This is a genomic window from Thalassospira sp. CA1 (genome assembly GCF_059052855.1).
The window spans coordinates 335536-354544 of the sequence record NZ_JBZCIA010000003.1 but is presented as its reverse complement, the minus strand read 5'-3'; the positions used below and the strand labels follow the sequence as shown (position 1 = coordinate 354544).

General features: G+C 55.8%; 17 protein-coding genes. 12 read left to right on the top strand and 5 right to left on the bottom strand.

All coding sequences use genetic code 11. The features are described from left to right. Positions 1-13 precede the first annotated feature (13 nt). A complete protein-coding gene (locus AC5Q5A_RS08430) occupies positions 14-1255 on the bottom strand; it encodes a saccharopine dehydrogenase family protein (RefSeq protein WP_493894955.1) in 1242 nt (413 codons plus the stop codon). Between the two features lie 78 nt (positions 1256-1333). Then, positions 1334-2431: a carboxynorspermidine decarboxylase gene (gene nspC / locus AC5Q5A_RS08425; protein WP_493894954.1), complete on the bottom strand. Its 1098-nt coding sequence runs from the start codon at positions 2429-2431 to the stop codon at positions 1334-1336. Between the two features lie 445 nt (positions 2432-2876). Here nspC and AC5Q5A_RS08420 point away from each other — a divergent pair, with 445 nt between their 5' ends. Next, positions 2877-3365 carry a VOC family protein gene (locus tag AC5Q5A_RS08420; RefSeq protein ID WP_063086976.1) on the top strand — a complete coding sequence of 163 codons (489 nt, stop codon included), beginning with the start codon at positions 2877-2879 and terminating at the stop codon, positions 3363-3365. 41 nt (positions 3366-3406) lie between these two features. On the opposite strand, the gene AC5Q5A_RS08415 is transcribed toward AC5Q5A_RS08420, so the two are convergent. After that, positions 3407-4438: a LacI family DNA-binding transcriptional regulator gene (locus AC5Q5A_RS08415; protein WP_197146730.1), complete on the bottom strand. Its 1032-nt coding sequence runs from the start codon at positions 4436-4438 to the stop codon at positions 3407-3409. A gap of 175 nt (positions 4439-4613) precedes the next feature. On the opposite strand from AC5Q5A_RS08415, the gene AC5Q5A_RS08410 reads away from it, so the two are divergent. The 11 genes from AC5Q5A_RS08410 (at position 4614) to AC5Q5A_RS08360 (ending at position 17021) form a co-directional block, all read left to right on the top strand. Continuing rightward, positions 4614-6167: a sugar ABC transporter ATP-binding protein gene (locus tag AC5Q5A_RS08410; protein WP_493894953.1), complete on the top strand. Its 1554-nt coding sequence runs from the start codon at positions 4614-4616 to the stop codon at positions 6165-6167. Continuing rightward, positions 6160-7173, top strand: coding sequence for an ABC transporter permease (locus tag AC5Q5A_RS08405; protein WP_008890019.1), 1014 nt, complete (start codon positions 6160-6162; stop codon positions 7171-7173). Before AC5Q5A_RS08410 ends, AC5Q5A_RS08405 begins: the two co-directional genes overlap by 8 nt. Before the next feature lie 64 nt (positions 7174-7237). Then, a complete protein-coding gene (locus AC5Q5A_RS08400; RefSeq protein ID WP_040823275.1) occupies positions 7238-8194 on the top strand; it encodes an ABC transporter substrate-binding protein in 957 nt (318 codons plus the stop codon). Positions 8195-8296: 102 nt separating this feature from the next. Next, positions 8297-9352: a sugar phosphate isomerase/epimerase family protein gene (locus AC5Q5A_RS08395; RefSeq protein ID WP_493894952.1), complete on the top strand. Its 1056-nt coding sequence runs from the start codon at positions 8297-8299 to the stop codon at positions 9350-9352. Between the two features lie 45 nt (positions 9353-9397). Beyond that, a complete protein-coding gene (locus tag AC5Q5A_RS08390) occupies positions 9398-10561 on the top strand; it encodes a Gfo/Idh/MocA family protein (RefSeq protein ID WP_493894951.1) in 1164 nt (387 codons plus the stop codon). Positions 10562-10977: 416 nt separating this feature from the next. Then, positions 10978-11943, top strand: coding sequence for a 2-hydroxyacid dehydrogenase (locus tag AC5Q5A_RS08385; RefSeq protein WP_120225599.1), 966 nt, complete (start codon positions 10978-10980; stop codon positions 11941-11943). A gap of 206 nt (positions 11944-12149) precedes the next feature. Further along, positions 12150-13307 carry a TRAP transporter substrate-binding protein gene (locus AC5Q5A_RS08380; protein ID WP_040823277.1) on the top strand — a complete coding sequence of 386 codons (1158 nt, stop codon included), beginning with the start codon at positions 12150-12152 and terminating at the stop codon, positions 13305-13307. Between the two features lie 98 nt (positions 13308-13405). Then, complete coding sequence (locus tag AC5Q5A_RS08375) at positions 13406-13978, top strand: TRAP transporter small permease subunit (RefSeq protein ID WP_008890025.1); 573 nt, start codon at positions 13406-13408, stop codon at positions 13976-13978. A 71-nt stretch (positions 13979-14049) separates the two neighbouring features. Next, on the top strand, positions 14050-15471 hold the full coding sequence (locus AC5Q5A_RS08370) for a TRAP transporter large permease (protein ID WP_008890026.1): 1422 nt from the start codon (positions 14050-14052) through the stop codon (positions 15469-15471). Positions 15472-15483: 12 nt separating this feature from the next. After that, entirely contained in the window at positions 15484-16836 is a 1353-nt protein-coding gene (locus tag AC5Q5A_RS08365) for an amidase (RefSeq protein ID WP_493894950.1), read from the top strand. Next, positions 16836-17021, top strand: coding sequence for a hypothetical protein (locus tag AC5Q5A_RS08360; protein ID WP_008890028.1), 186 nt, complete (start codon positions 16836-16838; stop codon positions 17019-17021). Before AC5Q5A_RS08365 ends, AC5Q5A_RS08360 begins: the two co-directional genes overlap by 1 nt. Before the next feature lie 110 nt (positions 17022-17131). Here AC5Q5A_RS08360 and AC5Q5A_RS08355 read toward each other — a convergent pair whose 3' ends face one another. Together AC5Q5A_RS08355 and AC5Q5A_RS08350 are read right to left on the bottom strand one after the other, a co-directional pair. Further along, positions 17132-18271 (bottom strand): sulfotransferase family protein, encoded by a 1140-nt coding sequence (locus AC5Q5A_RS08355; protein ID WP_493894949.1) that lies wholly within the window; start codon positions 18269-18271, stop codon positions 17132-17134. Beyond that, a complete protein-coding gene (locus tag AC5Q5A_RS08350; RefSeq protein ID WP_493894948.1) occupies positions 18268-19008 on the bottom strand; it encodes a hypothetical protein in 741 nt (246 codons plus the stop codon). Before AC5Q5A_RS08350 ends, AC5Q5A_RS08355 begins: the two co-directional genes overlap by 4 nt. Between the last annotated feature and the right edge of the window lies 1 nt (position 19009).

Sequence of the window (19009 nt, the reverse complement as noted above, 5' to 3'; positions counted from 1 at the left end):
TTACGCGAATGACTTAGGAGAAGTCGAGCGCCCGGTCGCCATCGGCGTCCTTGATGCGGGTAGGGAGACCCATGCCGTTGAGCAAATTCAGGAACGGTTTGGATGGCAGTTCTTCGACGTTTGCCATCTTTTTCACGTCCCACTCGCCGGTTGCGATCAGCATCGCGGCCGCGACGGGCGGTACGCCAGCGGTGTAGGAAATGCCCTGGCTTCCGACTTCGTTGTAGGCGTCCTTGTGGTCCGCCACATTATAGATCAGGACTTCGGTTTCCTTGCCCTCCTTCGTACCCTTGACCAGATCACCGATGCAGGTCTTGCCGGTATAGTCCGGAGCCAAGGAGCTTGGGTCCGGCAGGCAGGCCTTGACGACCTTGAGCGGCACGACTTCGAGGCCCTCGGCGGTTGTGACCGGTTTTTCCGACAGGAGGCCGATGTTTTTCAGGACCGTGAATACATTGACGTAGTGATCGCCAAAGCCCATCCAGAAGCGGACGTTTGGCACGTCAAGGTTCTGGGACAGGGAATGGACTTCGTCATGGCCGGTCATGAAGGTCTGGCTTTCGCCGACGACTGGCATGTCCCAGATCTTTTTGACTTCGAACATCTTGTTCGACTGCCATTTGCTGTCCTGCCAGGAATAGACCGTGCCGGTGAATTCGCGGAAGTTGATTTCCGGATCGAAGTTGGTGGCAAAGTATTTGCCATGGCTGCCGGCATTGATGTCGATGATGTCGATCGAGTCAATCTTATCGAAGTAATCTTCGACCGCCAGTTTGGCATAGGCATTTACCACGCCCGGATCGAAGCCGACGCCAAGAATGGCGGTAACGCCAGCGGCCTCGCACTCGGCACGGCGCTTCCATTCATAGTTGGCATACCATGGCGGGGTTTCGCAGATTTTGTCCTGCTCTTCATGGATGGCGGTATCGAGATAGGCGACACCGGTTTTAATGCAGGCCGACATGACCGGCATGTTGATAAAGGCAGAGCCGACATTAATGACGATCTGGCAGCCGGTTTTTTCGATCAGGGCCGCAGTGGCATCAACATCGGTCGCATCCAGAGCGTGACCTTCAAGAACACCGGGGTTTTTGAGGTTTTTCTTTTCGTGGATGCTGTCGATGATGGACTGGCATTTGGATGCCGTGCGCGATGCGATATGAATATCGCCAAGCACGTCATTATGCTGTGCGCATTTATGTGCAACGACCTGGGCGACGCCACCTGCGCCGATAATCAGAACATTCTTTTTCATGTCGGGCCAAAAACTCCCCTGTTTTGAGAGGTGGGGAAACACTTCCCCGGTTCGCTATGAAAACTGCGCTTTCGTGTTTTACGAAAGGCTCGAAACGTAGTCGTCAAAACTGAACTCACGCACAACGCGCTCTGTTCCGTCGAGTTCCCGGATCACGATGGACGGCATGCCGACCCCGTTAAACCAGTTCTTTTTCACCATGGTGTAGCCGGCCGCATCCTGAATGGAGATACGGTCGCCGACCTTGATCTCGTTTTCGAAATCAAATTCGCCAAATACGTCGCCGGCAAGGCAGGACTTGCCGCAAATCATGTAGGGGTGATCACCCGTGTTCGGCAGGACCTTGGCATTTTCGCGATAGATCAGAAGATCAAGCATGTGGGCTTCGATCGAGCTATCGACGATGGCAAGGTTTTTGCCGTTAAACAGGGTATCAAGCACGGTGACCTCAAGGGTGGTGCTTTTGGTGATCGATGCTTCGCCCGGTTCAAGATAGACCTGCACGCCGAATTTCTCGGAAAACGCCTTGAGCCGTGCGCAGAATTTATCGAGCGGGTAATCTTCGCCGGTGAAGTGGATGCCGCCGCCCAGGCTGACCCATTCAACGCGCGCCAGAAGCGAGCCAAACTTTTCCTCGATATTGCCCAGCATCTGATCAAACAGATCAAAGTCGGCATTTTCGCAGTTGTTGTGGATCATGAAGCCGGAAATGCGGTCCATCACCGCTTCGACCTTGGCAACATCCCATTCGCCCAGACGCGAGAACGGGCGGGCCGGGTCGGCCAGATCAAAGCTTGAGGTCGAGACCTGCGGGTTCAGGCGAAGCCCCCGCACAATGCCGGATGCCTGATCGGCAAAGCGGGTCAGCTGGCTGATGGAATTGAAGATGATCTTGTCGGCATTCTCAACCACTTCGCCGATCTCGTCATCGGAATAGGCGACACTATAGGCGTGCGTCTCCTTGCCGAACTTCTGACGGCCCAGCTTGACCTCATGGAGTGAGGATGACGTCGTGCCATCCATATAGTCCGACATGAAGTCAAACACCGACCAGGTCGCAAAGCATTTCAGCGCCAAAAGTGCTTTTGCACCAGAATGTTGGCGCACATAGGCGATCTTTTCCATGTTGCGCAGCAGCTTGGACTTGTCGATCAGGTAATAGGGCGTTGCGGGCATGGACGGCTCTCTACAACTATGTCACGGGGAATGCGGGTGAACTCGGAACGCGCGATCACGCTGTCAGGTTCCGGGTTTGGGCAAAATCACCAAATTGGTGGGGGCAACCGGCTTTTCTAGTGGTCAGCCTGACGGTGCGTCATCCAATAGACGGAGACAGATAAACTGTATTCATTCATCAGATGCCTCCATCCTTCGGGTTTGCCAAATGCGTTTTGCTGCGTCCCAATAGCAGCGGGGGCAGGGGCGGTCAATACTGCAATGTCGCCTTTATTAGGCGATTTCGCGCCTCTGTGCATGTTGTGGTTTCATGACGGTTTGATCAAGGGGCAATCGCATTGATTTCGAAGGGCCATTGCCCCATCTGTTGATCATGGGGCGCATTCATGATTACCATCATGTTGTCGCGCCAGTAACACGGATACATTCAGACGGAGGAGGCCCCATGTCACCTGCACCTGTAAGTGTCGACCATCTTGCATTTCCGACCCGCGATCTTGAGGCGACCGACCATTTTTATTCCAAAGTGGTGGGCGCAACACTGGTCCACGCGGAAAGTGGCTATAGCCCGTCGTGGAAATCCGATTATTTGCTGATTACCTATGCGCTGCCCGATGGCACGCGCCTGTCCTTCTTTGACTGGCCGGCCGATACCGGGCCTTATCCGGACGATCCAAACATGCCCGATGATGTGTTTCATATCGGGTTGCGCTGTTCAGCCCCGCGTGATGTGATCGCCTGGCAGAACCATCTGTTCCAGCACAAGGTGGTCTATCACAGCGAGGATGACGGCAAGTCGCGCCGGTTATTTATGCGCGATCCCAATGGTATCCGGTTTGAAATCTTTGCCTCTGAAATTGCCAAATCCGGCGAGGATCATGAAGGAAACGCGCGTTCCGTCATGGGCGAGTGGCAAAAGATTGCCAGTGCCTGAGATTAGAGGTGCCTAAGATTGCCAGTGCCTAAGAGGGGCCGCTAACTCGGGCAGGGGCCGGTACTTTGACGGACGATCAGTTCGGTCGGGATGATCACCGGTCCGGTTTCGCCGTGTGACGGCGGTGTTTTTGATCCCAGACGATCCAGAAGCAAGGCAATCGCCTGTTCGCCCAGACGGCGGCGCGGTTGGCGCACGGTTGTGATCGGCGGGTCATAGGCCGCGGCATGCGGAATATCGTCAAAGCCGACAACCGATAGATCATGCGGGATACGAAGCCCGACTTCCTTGGCCGCCACAATCACCCCGATCGCCATGCCGTCACTGGCGCAACACACGGCCGTTGGTCGGGTCTTTGGATCGGCCAGAAGCGCACGCCCGGCGGCAATGCCGGAATCGATGGAGAAATCGCCGCGATAAATCAGGCCTGGCTCGTGGGTGATGCCGGCTGATTTCAGGGCGCGACGATATCCGGTCACCCGATCCGTGGTCAGGATGTTGCCCGTCGGGCCACTGACATGGGCGATGCGGGTATGGCCGAGATCAATCAGATGGTTGGTCGCAACAAAGGATGCCTCGTCATTATCAATGATGACGGTTGGCAGCGCACATCCCGGAATGCGTTCGCAGGCAATCACCACCGGTGGTGTGGCGTTCGCCGGGGCCTTGGCAAGCGGTGCCGGGAGCCTGCCATTGAGCAGGATCATCGCATCGGCCTGATTGCTGCGCAGATAGGCGGCATAGGTTGCTTCGCGTTCGGGATCGTTTTGCGTATCGCCAATCAGGACGTTGTAGCCCGCCTGACTGGCACCCTTTTCAATGCCGGACAGAATCGCCGAAAAGAAAGGGTTTCCGATATCAGGCACCAGCAAAAGAATCATCCCCGAACGGTTCAGGCGCAGGTTCCGGGCCATGACATTGGCGGTGTAACCGGTCGCGGCGATGGCAGTTTGCACTCTTTCGCGTGTGGTTTCGGAAACCACATTGGGTTTGTGCAAGGCCCGGCTGACAGTGGCAATAGACACCCCTGCCTGGCGGGCAACATCTTCAATCGTCGCGATTTTTTCAGTCATTCTTCTTCCTACTCCGCCGGTTGCAGGCTGTCCAGCGGCATTCTACGCCCGGATCGGCAGGTGATTTTGATCACTCCGAGCAAAATGTAAAGGTTTACATCGAAAATGAAAACGTTTACACAGGCCTTAATAAGCAGTTGATCGCAACAAATGCGACGCTAGGGAGGATATATTCATGACGGATGCGGCTGTTCACGCCGTTAATCCCGATCAGCAGGCGCGCGTGCGGCTGTCCGGTCGGGAGATTTGCAAGTCATTTGGCCCGGCACAGGTGCTTTTCGATGTTTCCATCGATCTGCGTGCGGGGGAAGTGCATGCGCTTTTGGGCGAAAATGGTGCGGGCAAATCGACTTTAGTGAAAATCCTGTCTGGCTATCATCAGCCGACCAGTGGCGCGCTTAGTCTTGATCAGACTGCGGTCACGTTTGAAGACAGTGAAGTTGCCGAAAATCACGGTGTCATCCTGATCCATCAGGAACTGAACCTGGCCGAGCAACTGACCGTCGAAGAGAACATTTTCCTTGGCCGCGAGATCAAGCGGGGCTGGTTCCTTGACAAGGCGGCGATGCGCGCGGAAGCCAAAAAGCTTCTGGATCAATTGCAATGCGATGTCGACCCGCGCACGCGCATCAAGGATCTTGCGGTTTCGGACCGTCAGATGGTCGAAATTGCCAAGGCACTTTCGAAAAACGCCGATATCCTGATCCTTGATGAACCAACCGCGGTCTTGACCGGGCGCGAGGTTGATATCCTGTTTGATCAGATCCGGCGCCTGCGCGAACAAGGTGTCGCGATCCTTTACATTTCCCACAAGCTTGACGAGATCAAGGCGATTGCCGACCGGGTGACGGTTCTGCGCGACGGGCGCCTGATCACGACCGAGCCGGTGGCGGATGTTGAAAAAGACGATATGGCGCGCCTGATGGTCGGGCGGGACATCAAACAGATGTTCCCCGACCGCGCGCCGGTTGAGGCCCATGATGTTGCCATGTCTGTTCGCAATGTATCGGTTGAGGGCCAAGTGCGTGATGCCAGCTTTGATCTACGTCGCGGGGAAGTTCTGGGCTTTGCCGGGATTGTCGGGGCCGGGCGGACAGCCTTGATGGAGGCGATCATTGGCCTGCGCGACAGATCATCTGGCGAGATCGAACGCAATGGCGAACCGGTTTCGATCCACAGCCTTCAGGACGCGAAGAAATGCGGCATTGCCTATCTGACCAAGGATCGCAAGGGCAGCGGGTTGTTGCTGAATATGGATATGCGGCCCAACCTGACTTTGCTGGCACTTGAAAAATTCGGCACCGTGATCCTCAATCGCAAGGCCGAAGAAGCCGCACTGGCGAATGCGATCGAGGCCTTTGACATTCGCGCGGCCGATCCGAAAGCCAAGGTCGGTGATTTTTCCGGCGGTAATCAGCAGAAGCTTTTGCTGGCGAAAGTCATGGAGACCGACCCGGAAGTCGTGATCATCGACGAGCCGACGCGCGGCATCGATATCGGCACCAAAAGCCAGATTTATCATTTCATCGGCGATCTTACCAAACGCGGTAAATCCGTCATTCTCCTGTCGTCTGAAATGCCGGAAATGCTTGGCCTGTCTGATCGCATCGCGGTCATGGCGGCGGGCCGTATCACCGGCATTCTCGAAGGAAACGACCGCAACGAGCATGAAATCATGCGGCACGCGACAGGAATTTCAGGCAAGCAGGGAGTGTCTGTTCATGAGTAGCCTTGAGCGCTCTGAAGCTTCGACTTCGAGTGGTTTCAATATCGATTTCAAAGCCTTGGGTCCGTTTTTGGCCCTCGTTGGCCTGTTTGTTCTGGGCACGGGTATTAATGACGCGTTCCTGAGCGGCGGCAACCTTTCGAACATTTTCACCCGTGCGGCCTTTATCGGCATCATCGCGGTGGGTGCGACCTTTGTGATCACCGCGGGTGGCATTGATCTTTCGGTGGGCTCGATGGCGGCGTTTATTTCGGGTGCGATGATTGTTGTGATGAATACGCTTGTCGCAACGCTGGGGGCCGGGATCGAGACGGTTTTGATCGGTGTGGTGTTGTCGGTTTTGCTGGGGATTGCGGCCGGTGCCGTTAATGGCCTGGTCAGCACCAAGGGCAAGATCGAAGCGTTCATCGTCACACTTGGCACCATGGGGATTTACCGGTCGCTTGTGACCTATATGGCCGATGGCGGGACCCTGTCGCTTGATTTCGATGTGCGCGGTGTTTATCGCCCGGTCTATTACGGCGACATTCTGGGCATTCCTGTGCCGGTGCTTGTGTTCTTTGCCGTGGCGGTTGCGGGCTATGTTTTGCTGAACATGACGCCGTTCGGGCGGAAATGCTTCGCGATTGGCTCAAACGAGCAGGTTGCGCGGTATTCGGCAATCCATGTCGACCGTGTGAAGACCCTGACCTATGTCATTCAGGGGCTGTGCGTATCGGTTGCGACCATCATTTATGTGCCGCGTCTTGGGTCGGCCTCAAGCTCGACCGGGGTGCTTTGGGAACTTGAAGCCATTGCTGCCGTGATCATTGGTGGCACGATGCTTAAGGGTGGTTATGGCCGGATCTGGGGCACGGTGATCGGCGCGATCATGCTGACCACGATTGGCAATATTCTGAATTTGACGGATGCGATCAGTAACTATCTGAACGGAGCAGTTCAGGGTCTGATCATCATCGTTGCGGTATTCCTGCAGCGCGGGGACTGGCGACGCAAAAAGAGCAAATAACCGGCGATCAACGTCCGGGAAGAATGTGAAAACGCATCATTTTTTTGATCAGGAGGAAACGTTGATGAAAACGTTTACAAAATATCTGGGGGCCGCCTGTGTTCTGGGCCTTGGTTTGGCATCGACCGGTGCAATCGCACAGGAAAAGATCAAGATCGGGGTTTCGATCCCGGCAGCGACCCATGGTTGGGCAGGTGGCCTGAACTGGCATGCCGAACAGGCCGAAAAGCGTATTGAGGCAACCTATCCCAATATCGATGTCATTGTGGTCAGCGCGAATGGTGCAACCGAACAGGCCAACGATCTTGAAGATCTGGTGTCGGTTCAGAATATCGACGCTCTGGTCGTTCTGCCGTTTGAGTCTGATCCGCTGACCGTGCCGGTCCAGCAGGTCAAACAGGCGGGCAAGTTTGTTACCGTGGTTGACCGTGGTCTTTCGCTTCCGGGGATTGAAGACGTTTATGTTGCGGGCAACAACCCGGAACTTGGCCGTGTTTCGGGCGAATATATCCGTGAACGCCTGAATGACGAAGGCAAGATCGTTGTTCTTCGCGGTATTCCGACCACGATCGATACCGAGCGTGTGGACGCGTTTGTCGAAGCGCTTGACGGCTCGAACATCGAAATCCTTGATATGAAACATGCCAACTGGAACCGTGATGACGGCTATGAAGTGATGCAGGACTTCCTGTCGCGCTTCCCGGAAATCAACGCGGTCTGGGCACAGGATGACGACATCGCCCTTGGCGTGATCGAAGCCGTCAAACAGGCCGATCGTACCGATGAGATGTTCATCGTTGGCGGTGCTGGCATGAAAGACATCATCAAACGCGTGATGGATGGCGATGAACTGACCCCGATTGATGTTCTGTATCCGCCGGCAATGATCGCAACGGCGATGGACGTGACCGTTATGAAGTTCACGTCGAATGCGCCGGTTGAAGGTCGCTATATCCTGGGTGCGACTGTTGTTACCCAGGAAAATGCCGAGAACTTCTATTTCCCGGACAGCCCGTTCTAAACGAACTTTGGTTGGGACAAGCACTCTTGCGTCGGGCGGTCGCCGCCCGACGCAGCCCGATTTCCACTGATTTCCACCAGAACGCAGTTAAAGAGGTCTGAGATGAAAACGCTTAAGGGACCGGCGATCTTTCTGGCGCAATTTGCCGGCGACGAAGCCCCGTTCGACAGTCTTGACGCGATTGGTCGCTGGGCGGCGTCACTCGGCTATAAAGGTGTTCAGATTCCAAGCTGGGACAAGCGCCTGTTTGATGTCGAAAAGGCCGCCGAAAGCAAGGATTACTGTGATGAAGTGATCGGTAAACTTGCCGGGCACGGCGTGCAGGTGACCGAACTTTCAACCCATCTTCAGGGCCAGCTTGTGGCGGTCCACCCCGCCTATGACGAGATGTTTGACGGTTTTGCCGTGCCTGAAGTGCGCGGCAATCCAAAGGCGCGTCAGGAATGGGCGGTCAAACAGGTCAAGGCCGCGATCAAGGCTTCGCAACATATGGGTATTAACGCCCATGCAACATTTTCCGGCGCGCTGGCCTGGCCGTTTGTTTATCCGTGGCCGCAACGCCCGGCCGGGTTGATCGAAACCGCGTTTGACGAACTTGCCAGGCGCTGGACACCGATCCTCGATGCCGCCGACGAGGCGGGTGTTGATGTTTGCTATGAAATCCATCCGGGCGAGGACCTGTTTGACGGGGCGACGTTCGAGATGTTTTTGGAACGGGTGAAAAATCATCCGCGCGCCAACATCCTGTACGATCCGAGCCACTTCGTGCTTCAGCAGCTTGATTACCTTGATTTCATCGATATTTACGCTGATCGCATCCGGATGTTCCACGTCAAGGATGCCGAGTTCAATCCAACCGGCCGACAGGGTGTCTATTCCGGGTATCAGGGCTGGGTTGATCGTGCGGGCCGGTTCAGATCGCTTGGCGACGGGCAGGTTGATTTTGGTGCGATCTTCTCGAAGCTTGCGGCGATTGATTTTGATGGCTGGGCTGTGCTCGAATGGGAGTGCGCGCTCAAACATCCCGAAGACGGTGCCCGCGAAGGGGCCGAATTCATTAAAAACCACATCATTCGTGTGACAGAGAAAGCCTTTGATGACTTTGCCGATGGTGGCACGGACGAGGCGGCAAATCGCCGCATCCTTGGCATCGACTAGCAGCATCACGGGCAATACTCGTCCATTTGGACTTTGGAGGCAGATATGAGCAAACAAACATCGCTTGGCCGTCGTTTGCGCCTGGGCATGGTTGGCGGCGGGCAGGGGGCCTTCATCGGGGCCGTTCATCGCATCGCGGCGCGACTGGATGATCGCTATGAACTGGTGGCAGGTGCGCTTTCATCCAAGCCCGATGTCGCAGCGGCCTCGGCGGCAGAACTGTTTATCGATAGTGATCGCAGCTATGCCAGTTTTGAAGACATGGCCAAACAGGAAGCCGCGCGCGAAGACGGCATTGATGTGTGCGCGATTGTCACACCCAACCACCTGCATTTCCCGGCCGCCATGGCGATGCTGGATGCCGGTATTCATGTGATTTGCGACAAGCCGCTTTGCATGACCGTCGATGAGGCCGAAAAGATCGCGGCCAAGGTGAAGGAAACCGGCCTTCTGTTTGCCTTGACGCACAACTACACCGCCTATCCGATGGTGCGCGAGGCGCGCCAGATGGTGGCGGATGGCAAGCTTGGCAATATCCGGCTGGTGCAGGTCGAATATCCGCAAGGCTGGATGGCAACCAAGGTCGAGGATACCGATAACAAGCAGGCCAACTGGCGTGCCGATCCGGCCAAGGCCGGCATGGGCGGCGCACTTGGCGATATCGGAACCCATGCTCATAACCTTGCGAACTTTGTGTCTGGGATGACGCCAAGTGAACTTTGTGCCGATGTCGATGCCATCGTCGAGGGCCGCAAGCTTGATGACAATGTGCAGATCCTGATGCGCTATGAAAATGGCGCGCGCGGCATGCTGTGGGCAAGCCAGGTGGCGATTGGCCATGAAAACGGCCTGCGCCTGAGGATCTATGGCGACAAGGGCGGCCTTGAATGGGCGCAGGAACATCCAAACCACGTGCATTTCCGCCCGCTTGATGGACGTCCGGAATTGCTGACCCGCGGTGGGGCAGGCATCGGGGCCGAAGGTCTGCATGGTGTGCGCGTGCCGCCGGGGCATCCGGAAGGGTATCTTGAAGGCTTTGCAAACCTTTATACCGATTTCGCCGATCAGTTGGTTGCGCATCTGACCAATGGCAAGGCCGATGCAGCCGCCATGTTGGTGCCCGGCGTCAAGGAAGGCCTTGAGGGCATGAAATTTGTCGAAGCCGTCGTGCGTTCCGGTCGGGACGGGGCCGTTTGGGTCAAAATGTGATCATTTCGCGCAATCGGGAAATCTGGGGATTTCCGTGTGCGCGAATTCACCATTGAAACGTGTTCTTCCCGTCCGGCGCTCTGTCGGCATTGAGCCGCAGCCTTATTGGTTGCGGCTCTTTTTTTGTTTTGGTGGAGATTTTGCGACCGGTGAAACGGGAGGTGTGAACTGCTTTACATCGTTTGTTTCTGGGACAACTCCAAAATAACGGGCTGTTCTGAATTTTAGGATTTGAAATCAACGGCTTGAATATCCAATGGCGTGAATATTATGGCTTTCGCGCGCCTTGTGGTTTTCCACGAAGTGAAAAAGACTTGCCTCTTGGTTGATCCCCTATTGCTGGATTTTCCGTAAAGGTGTTTCCTAGGATCATAAAAAATAAGACTACTTTCAGGGAAATCACCGGGAGCGTCCGCATGCCCGAGAAGCCAAAGCTTCTGATAACGCGACGATTGCGTGATGCCGTACAGGCACGCGCCGCGCGGGACTATCAGGTTCTGACCAATGCCGAAGACCGCGTGTTCACGCGTGAAGAGCTCATTGAAAAGTGCCAGCAGGTCGATGCTGTCCTGCCGTGCCATTCCGAGCATTTTTCGGCTGATGTCATTGCCGAACTGCCCAAGAGCCTCAAGATCATTGCCAATCATTCTGTCGGGGTGGATCACGTTGATCTGGCTGCGGCGAAGGATGCCGGGATTGTCGTGACCAACACGCCCGATGTTCTGTCGGATGCCACCGCCGAGATTGCCATGCTGTGCATGCTGGGTGCGGCGCGTCGCGGGGCCGAGGGCGATGCGATGGTGCGGGCCGGGAAGTGGGATTTCTGGTCGCCGGCCTTCATGGTCGGGCGTCAGGTCACCGGCAAGCGGTTTGGTGTGCTGGGCATGGGCCGGGTTGGTCAGGTCGCGGCCGAACGGGCACGTGGATTTGGCATGGAAGTCCATTACCACAACCGCAAGCCACTGCCCGATCATCTGGCCAAGGGCGCAATTTTCCACGAGACGGTCGAAGACCTGTTTGCCCATTCCGACGTGCTGTCACTGCATTGCCCGTCAACGCCAGAGACAAAAGGCATCATCAACAGCAAGACAATTGCGATGCTGCCTGACCGCGCGATCCTTGTGAATACAGCGCGCGGCAATCTGGTGGACGAGGATGCGCTTGTGGCCGCCCTTCAAAGCGGAAAGCTGTTTGCAGCGGGCCTTGATGTGTTTTGCAACGAACCCGGTGGAAATCAACGGATTAGCGCGTTGAATAACGTCTTTCTGTTACCACATATAGGGTCTGCTACCGAAGAAACGCGTGATGCCATGGGGTTTCGCGCACTTGATAACCTTGATGCCTATTTTCAGGGGAAAGAACCCGGCGACCGGGTGGCGTAGAAGGCGGGAAGACTGCCTGCGTCCAGTTTGTTGAAGTCTTTAACAATAACAAAATGCGCGCCGTTTTTGCGGTCCCGAAACGGACCAAGCGCATCAAAAATGGTCTTGGATATCAAGATCAGGGGCTTTTGAAGGCTGACAGTTACCGAGTGTTTCCCGCCAATGGTGGACGGCAAACAACGGTATATCTGGGAGGAAAAATGGAAATGAAAACCAAATCTGAAGACGTGAAGTCCAAGGAAGTGTCCCGTCGTTCGTTCCTGACCAAAGGGGCGACCGGGGTTGTGGCGGGTGGTGCTGCGGCAACCGGGATGTTTGCCGCACCGGCTGTCCACGCGCAGCCGGCACCGATGGTTCTGAAGATGCAGACTTCCTGGCCGTCATCCGACATCTGGATGACCTTTGCCCAGCAGTATGTTGATCGCGTTGAAGCCATGTCGGGTGGTCGTCTGAAAATCGACCTTCTGCCGGCAGGTGCTGTTGTTGCTGCCTTCCAGGTTCTTGATGGCGTCAATGACGGCGTGATTGATATCGCCCATTCCGTGCCGGTTTACTGGTACGGCAAGAACAAGGCAGCATCGCTGTTTGGCACCGGTCCGGTGTTTGGTGGTTCCGCAACCACCATGCTGAGCTGGTTCTATGCTGGCGGTGGTGAAGAGTTCTATCGCGAACTGACCCAGGATGTGATGGGTCTGGATGTTGTTGGTCTTCTTGGCTTCCCGATGCCAGCACAGCCGTTCGGCTGGTTCAAGGAGCAGGTCAACACCGTTGCCGATATCGAAGGCTTCAAATACCGCACGGTGGGTCTGGCAGCAGACCTTCTGCAGTCGATGGGCATGTCGGTCGCACAGCTTCCGGGCGGCGAGATTGTGCCGGCGATGGAACGTGGCGTGATTGACGCGTTCGAATTCAACAACCCGTCGTCTGACATGCGCTTTGGCGCACAGGATGTTGCGAAGAACTACTATCTGTCTTCGTACCATCAGGCATCGGAAAGCTTCGAGTTCCTGTTCAACAAATCCCTGATGGAAGACCTTGAGCCGGATCTGCAGGCGATCCTGCGTCACTCTGTTGAGGCGGCGTCGACTTCGAACACGGCGCTTGCGATGGACAACTATTCCTCGGATCTGCAGAAATTGCAGGATGAGGGCGTAGAAGTTCACCGGACCTCGAAAGAGATCCTGGCCGCACAGCTTGAAGCCTGGGACAAACTGATCCCGACACTTGAAGAAGATCCGTTCATGAAACGGGTTCTCGACAGCCAGCGTGCCTGGGTCGAACGTGTGACCTTCTATGAACTGATGAACTCGCCTGATTATCAGCTCGCTTATGAACACTACTTCCCGGGCAAACTGAAACTCTGATCCCTGTTTCGGATTTCAGTGTTTTGATGATCCTGACTGCTCCGTTGGCCTGATCTTTTGGCTGGCGGAGCAGTCAATACGCGAACGGACAGGATTTCATGATTGGATTTATTGAATTCGCGGACAAGCTTTCGGCCTGGTTTGGCAAGGCCTTTGGCTGGTTGATTATCCTCATGACGCTTGGCATGAGCTATGAGGTGGCATCGCGATACCTATTTAATGCGCCAACCACATGGTCGCTTGATGTGTCATTTATCATGTATGGCACATTGTTCATGATGGGTGGGGCCTATACCCTGTCTCGTGGCGGGCATGTCCGCGGCGATTTCCTTTATCGTCTGTGGAAACCCACAACCCAGGCCAAGGTTGATCTGGTTCTTTATATCTTCTTCTTCTTCCCGGGTGTGACCGCCCTGATCCTGTCGGGCTGGAAATATGCCGCCCGTTCTTGGGGCTATGGGGAAGTAAGCGTGAACAGCCCGGCGGGTGTTCCGATCTTTCAATTCAAGGCAGTGATTGTCGCAGCCGGCATTCTTTTGTTCATCCAGGGCATCGCACAGGTGATGCGCTGCATTTTGTGTATCCGTGAAGGGTACTGGCGCAATGCCGATGATGATGTTCAGGAAACCGAAGAATTGCTGATGAAGCAAAAAGTGGCCAAGGAAGACTGATCCCATGACGATCAAGATCAACCAGAACGCTGAGCCATACGCGATACACGCCCCCGAACGGAGCAGCCAACGTGATTGACGCACATGTCGCCCTGATGATGCTGGGCATCTTTATTATACTGGTATTCCTCGGTTTCCCGGTTGCCTTTACCCTGATGGCGCTTGGCATCGGGTTTGGATATTACGCTTATTTCGATGCAGGCCGCATGTGGCGGGCCTTTAACCGGCTGGCTGAGGACAGCGAAACCCTGACCTCGGTGATAACGTGGTTCGAAGGGGCGTTTAACAACCGAATATTCGATTTGTTCATCAACCAGACATACACGGTGATGTCGAACGAAGTTCTGACCGCCGTGCCGTTGTTCCTGTTCATGGGCTATATCGTTGAACGCGCCAATATCGTGAACCGGCTGTTTTCCACCCTGAATATTGCGGCGCGTAACATTCCCGGATCGCTTGGCGTTGCGGCCCTGATTACCTGTGCGCTGTTTGCAACCGCAACCGGCATTGTCGGCGCGGTGGTAACCCTTATGGGGATGCTGGCGCTGCCTGCGATGCTTAAGGCGCGCTATGACAAAAGCTTTGCGTCGGGCATCATTTGTGCTGGCGGGACGCTGGGCATTCTGATCCCGCCGTCGATCATGCTGATTGTTTATGCCGCGGCGTCGGGTGTTTCGATCGTGCGGCTTTATGCCGGTGCGCTGTTGCCGGGTCTGACCCTTGTTGGCTTGTATCTTTTGTACGTCATGGGGCGTGCAATGTTGCAGCCAAAGGCAGCCCCCCGTCCGACCAGCGATGAAATTCCGGAAGTGCCGTTGCCGAAAGTCCTGTGGATGCTGGCAACCTCGTTCTTCCCGCTGGCCTTCCTGATTTTGGCGGTTCTGGGATCGATCCTGTTTGGCCTTGCTACTCCGACCGAGGCAGCGTCCATCGGTGCGCTTGGCGGGATGTTGCTGGCAGCAGCCTATCGGGCGCTGACCTTTGATCGCCTGCGGGAGTCAGTTTATCTGACGGTGCGGACATCGGCGATGGTGTGCTGGCTGTTTGTCGGTTCCTATACGTTCTCGTCAGTGTTCTCCTACCTTGGTGGTGAACATGTGATTGCCGAGTTTGTCGGTGGTCTGGACCTGACACCGCTTCAGTTCCTTCTGCTGGCACAGTTGATCATCTTCCTGCTGGGCTGGCCGCTGGAATGGTCGGAGATCATCATCATCTTCGTTCCGATCTTCCTGCCGCTTCTGCCGCTGTTTGATATCGATCCGCTGTTCTTTGGTATCCTTGTGGCGCTGAACCTGCAGACCTCGTTCCTGACTCCGCCCATGGCGATGTCGGCCTATTACCTAAAAGGGGTGGCGCCCAGCGGGATATTGTTGACCGATATCTTCAAGGGGATCATGCCATTCCTGTTCATGGTGATCGTCAGCATGGTTCTGATGTACGCCTTCCCGCAAATCGTGTTCCATTTGCCAGATCTGTTCTATGGCGCACGTTAAGGGAGGGATGAGATGAGTAATATCAACCCGCTATTGACACTTGACGTTGTCGAACTGCGCGACCGCCTTGCCAGCGGGGCGGTGCGCGCGGTTGAATATGTCGAAGCCTGCCTGGCGCGCATTGCCGAGATCGAACCCAAGGTTCAGGCATGGGCGTGGCTTGATAGCGATCATGCGATTGCCCAGGCCCGTGCCCTTGATGCGCGGCGTCAATCAGGTGCGCCGATTGGTCCGTTGCATGGGCTTCCTGTCGGTCTGAAAGATGTCATCGATACCGCCAAGATCCCGACTGAAAACGGCACCGTCCTTGATAAGGGGCGTGTGCCGGAAGAAGACGCGGTTCTGGTATCGCGTCTGAAGGCGGCCGGTGCGATCATTATGGGCAAGACGGTTTCGACCGAGCTTGCCTTCATGCATCCGTCCAAAACGCGCAACCCGCATAACCCGGATCATACACCCGGTGGATCATCGGCCGGGTCGGCAGCCGCGGTGGCAGCGGCCATGGTGCCGCTTGCCGTGGGGACGCAAACCGGTGGATCGGTTATTCGACCGGCATCGTTTTGCGGTGTTGTCGGGTTCAAGCCGACCTTTGGCGCGATTGCCCGGACCGGCGTTCTTAGCCAAAGTCCGAGCCTTGATACAATCGGTGTTTTCGCCAATTCGATCACCGGGGCGGCGATGGTGGCCGAAAGCCTGTTTGGATATGACGCAGGGGACCCGGCAACAGAACCAAGCCCGACACCAAGGTTGGTCGATGTCGCCAAAAGCGATCCCTTGGTCACCCCGATGTTTGCCTTTGTCCGGCCGCCCCAATTTGACGAGGTCGCGGACAAGGAAACCATCATGGCGTTTCGGGAAATTACCGAAATGCTCGGCGATCAATGCTTCGAGGCCCCGTTGCCCAAGGCATTTGAAGATGCAAATGCCCTGCGGGCCCGGATCAACTTTGCCGAAATGGCCAAGGATTATTACGGTTATGAAAAGCGTGGCCGAGATCACCTGTCGCCTGAAATCCTTGAGGCCATCGACAAGGGCAATGACGTCAAGGCGCGCGATTATCTGGCCGCCCTTGACTGGCGCAAGGTCCTGAATGCCGGGCTAGACGAAGTGTTCAATCGCTGTGATGCGATCATCACACCAGCAGCCACCGGCCCGGCACCGGCCAACCACCAGACCACGGGCAATCCGATCTTTAACGGGTTGTGGACGTTCTGCGGAACGCCCGCTGTGACCATCCCGCTTTTGTGGTCAGAAGGCGGAATGCCGATGGGCGTGCAGCTTGTTGGTCGCATTGGCGATGATGCGCGTTTGATGCGGACCGCCAACTGGTTGAAATCACATCTCAGCAGTCAGGAGAACGCATAATGGAAAACAGTCTTTTGAACCGTGCCATGGCACTTCTGTCCTTTGCTGTGCTTGTCGGATTTGTCGGCATTCTTGTGGGCTATGTCACCCGCTTTGACCTTGCGTTGATCGTAGCACTGACGGTGGGTCTTGCCGGGTGGGATATGTGGCATGTCGCCATGGGCAACAAGGAAGACAAACACTGATCTGACGGGGAGAACCCCAGAAGATGCAAGCAAACTTGCGGGACAGGATGATGATGATCCTGTCCCGCTTTTTTATTTGGCGGTGTTCGCGTGGGCCGGGTTACGCGGTATCAAGCAGATACCGCGTCATAGCCAAAGCGTTTGGCGGCGATCTTTGTGATATCGCGGATCAGGGCGACTTCACCCTCATCGAATTTCGGCCGGTAATAGTCCGGCGCATGAATGGTCGGCGCGACACGATCAATCAGGGGTCCGGCATCATCAAGTTCGACATGGTCAAACAGAGATGCGAGTTGATGGGCAGGATCGGCGACCAGATCTTCATAGCGCACGACCAGTGTCGCCTTTGCCAGATCCTTGTTCACGATCATCCGGTCGGCCAGATAATGATGCAGGTTGGACCAGTAGCGCGCCCAGCCTTCGATTTCATCGCCATTGGTCCAGAGCTTCATGATCGCGAAGGTTTCGTGCAAATCGCCGGTATTGATCGGGCGGCGGTCCAGCCCGAATTCGTAATGGCCGACGCGCTGCATGTGGGCGATGGCGCGCGGGTTGTCGGCTTCGCCCGCACAGAACAGCTTATGTTGCTTGATCAGGGATGCGATGTGCCAGACCGGATCGCGCACCGGCAAGACAAACCGGGCATCGGGGAAAATCGACAGCAGATATTCCATCCGCGTGACCAGATAATTGGCCTTGGACACATAGCGTTGGCCACCGCGAACATGGATCAGTTTGCGAATGTGATCGCGGTAAAACTGTTCGAAGGCCGGGTTGCTGATGTGGCCATCAAGAACGTTGCTTTTACCGATTTCATGCAGATTGTTGAAAAAGGCCATCCAGATCATTTCCTCGAACGCTTCGGGGCTTTCGGGGGTGACATTGATGCCATCTGCATGGGTGCGTTCGACCGCGACGTTTTTCTTGCCGGGTGCCAGATCGACAAAGCGGTTCCACAGCCAGGGCGTGAAAACAGGCGGGTAATCGCGATAGCGATGGGTTGCCGCATCCGCGTGACCAGCCAGTGTTTCGAGCAAAATGGTGCTGCCTGATCGGGCAAGGCCAGCGACAAAGATCGGCTTTTCGATCTTGATATCTTCAATGGCATCGGCGGCCAGTCTGGTTTCGAAATTGCCCAGCCGGATCCAGTGTTGCGGGTGGCGCGATACCAGCCCGCTTAGCCAGTGATCCCAGCCAGAGACATGAAACGCATTGCTGTTTGATGCCTGTTTCGCGGTCGCATTGGTCATTCGATCCGAAACCCTTTCTTGATGGCAAGTGACCCCAGCAACAGGCTTACGAAAAATGTCAGCTCCCACCCGCGGGCCCAGTCCGGACCAGCAGAGAGAATTTCCTGACTTTGCAAGGCAAAGCGAAGCTGTGTGACCGGGGTGTCATCGGGCAAATAACCCGCCGGATTGCCGATCAGGCTGTTCCACCAGACTTTATGATGCATGACCGGAATGGGGGCTGCTGCCTCGACGATATGGCTGTGTCCTTCGATATGTCCGGGGATCTGGACAATCGGGCAGGCACCAGTGACCGCATCAGGATTGCCGCCGATCTGTTCGATCTCGGTATCCTTGGGTTTTACATCGATCTGAACCGGTTCGCCGGGCGGCGGGCAGCTATATCCGTATTGCCCGTCCAGCCAGACAATCAGGGCAAGGGCGGGAAGGGATGCCACAACCGCAGGGCCAATGACAAAGCCGACCAGTTTGAAGGACTTGGCAAGCTGCGCCTTGGCAAGTTGCATGCCCTGCCCGAAATCCTCGCCGTCGTCATCGGACATGGCGCGCTGGGCGGCCTTGACTTCGGCCTTTACCTGCTTGATGCGGGTTTGCGGCGAGATCAGGCGATATAAAACCATGGAAACGCCAGCACAGATCAACGCCCAGATCAGCACCCGGCCAAATGGACCAATGGCCGTGGCCATCAGGTCATCAAGGGCGGCAAATGCCGGGGCGGGCCAATCAAACAATCCCATG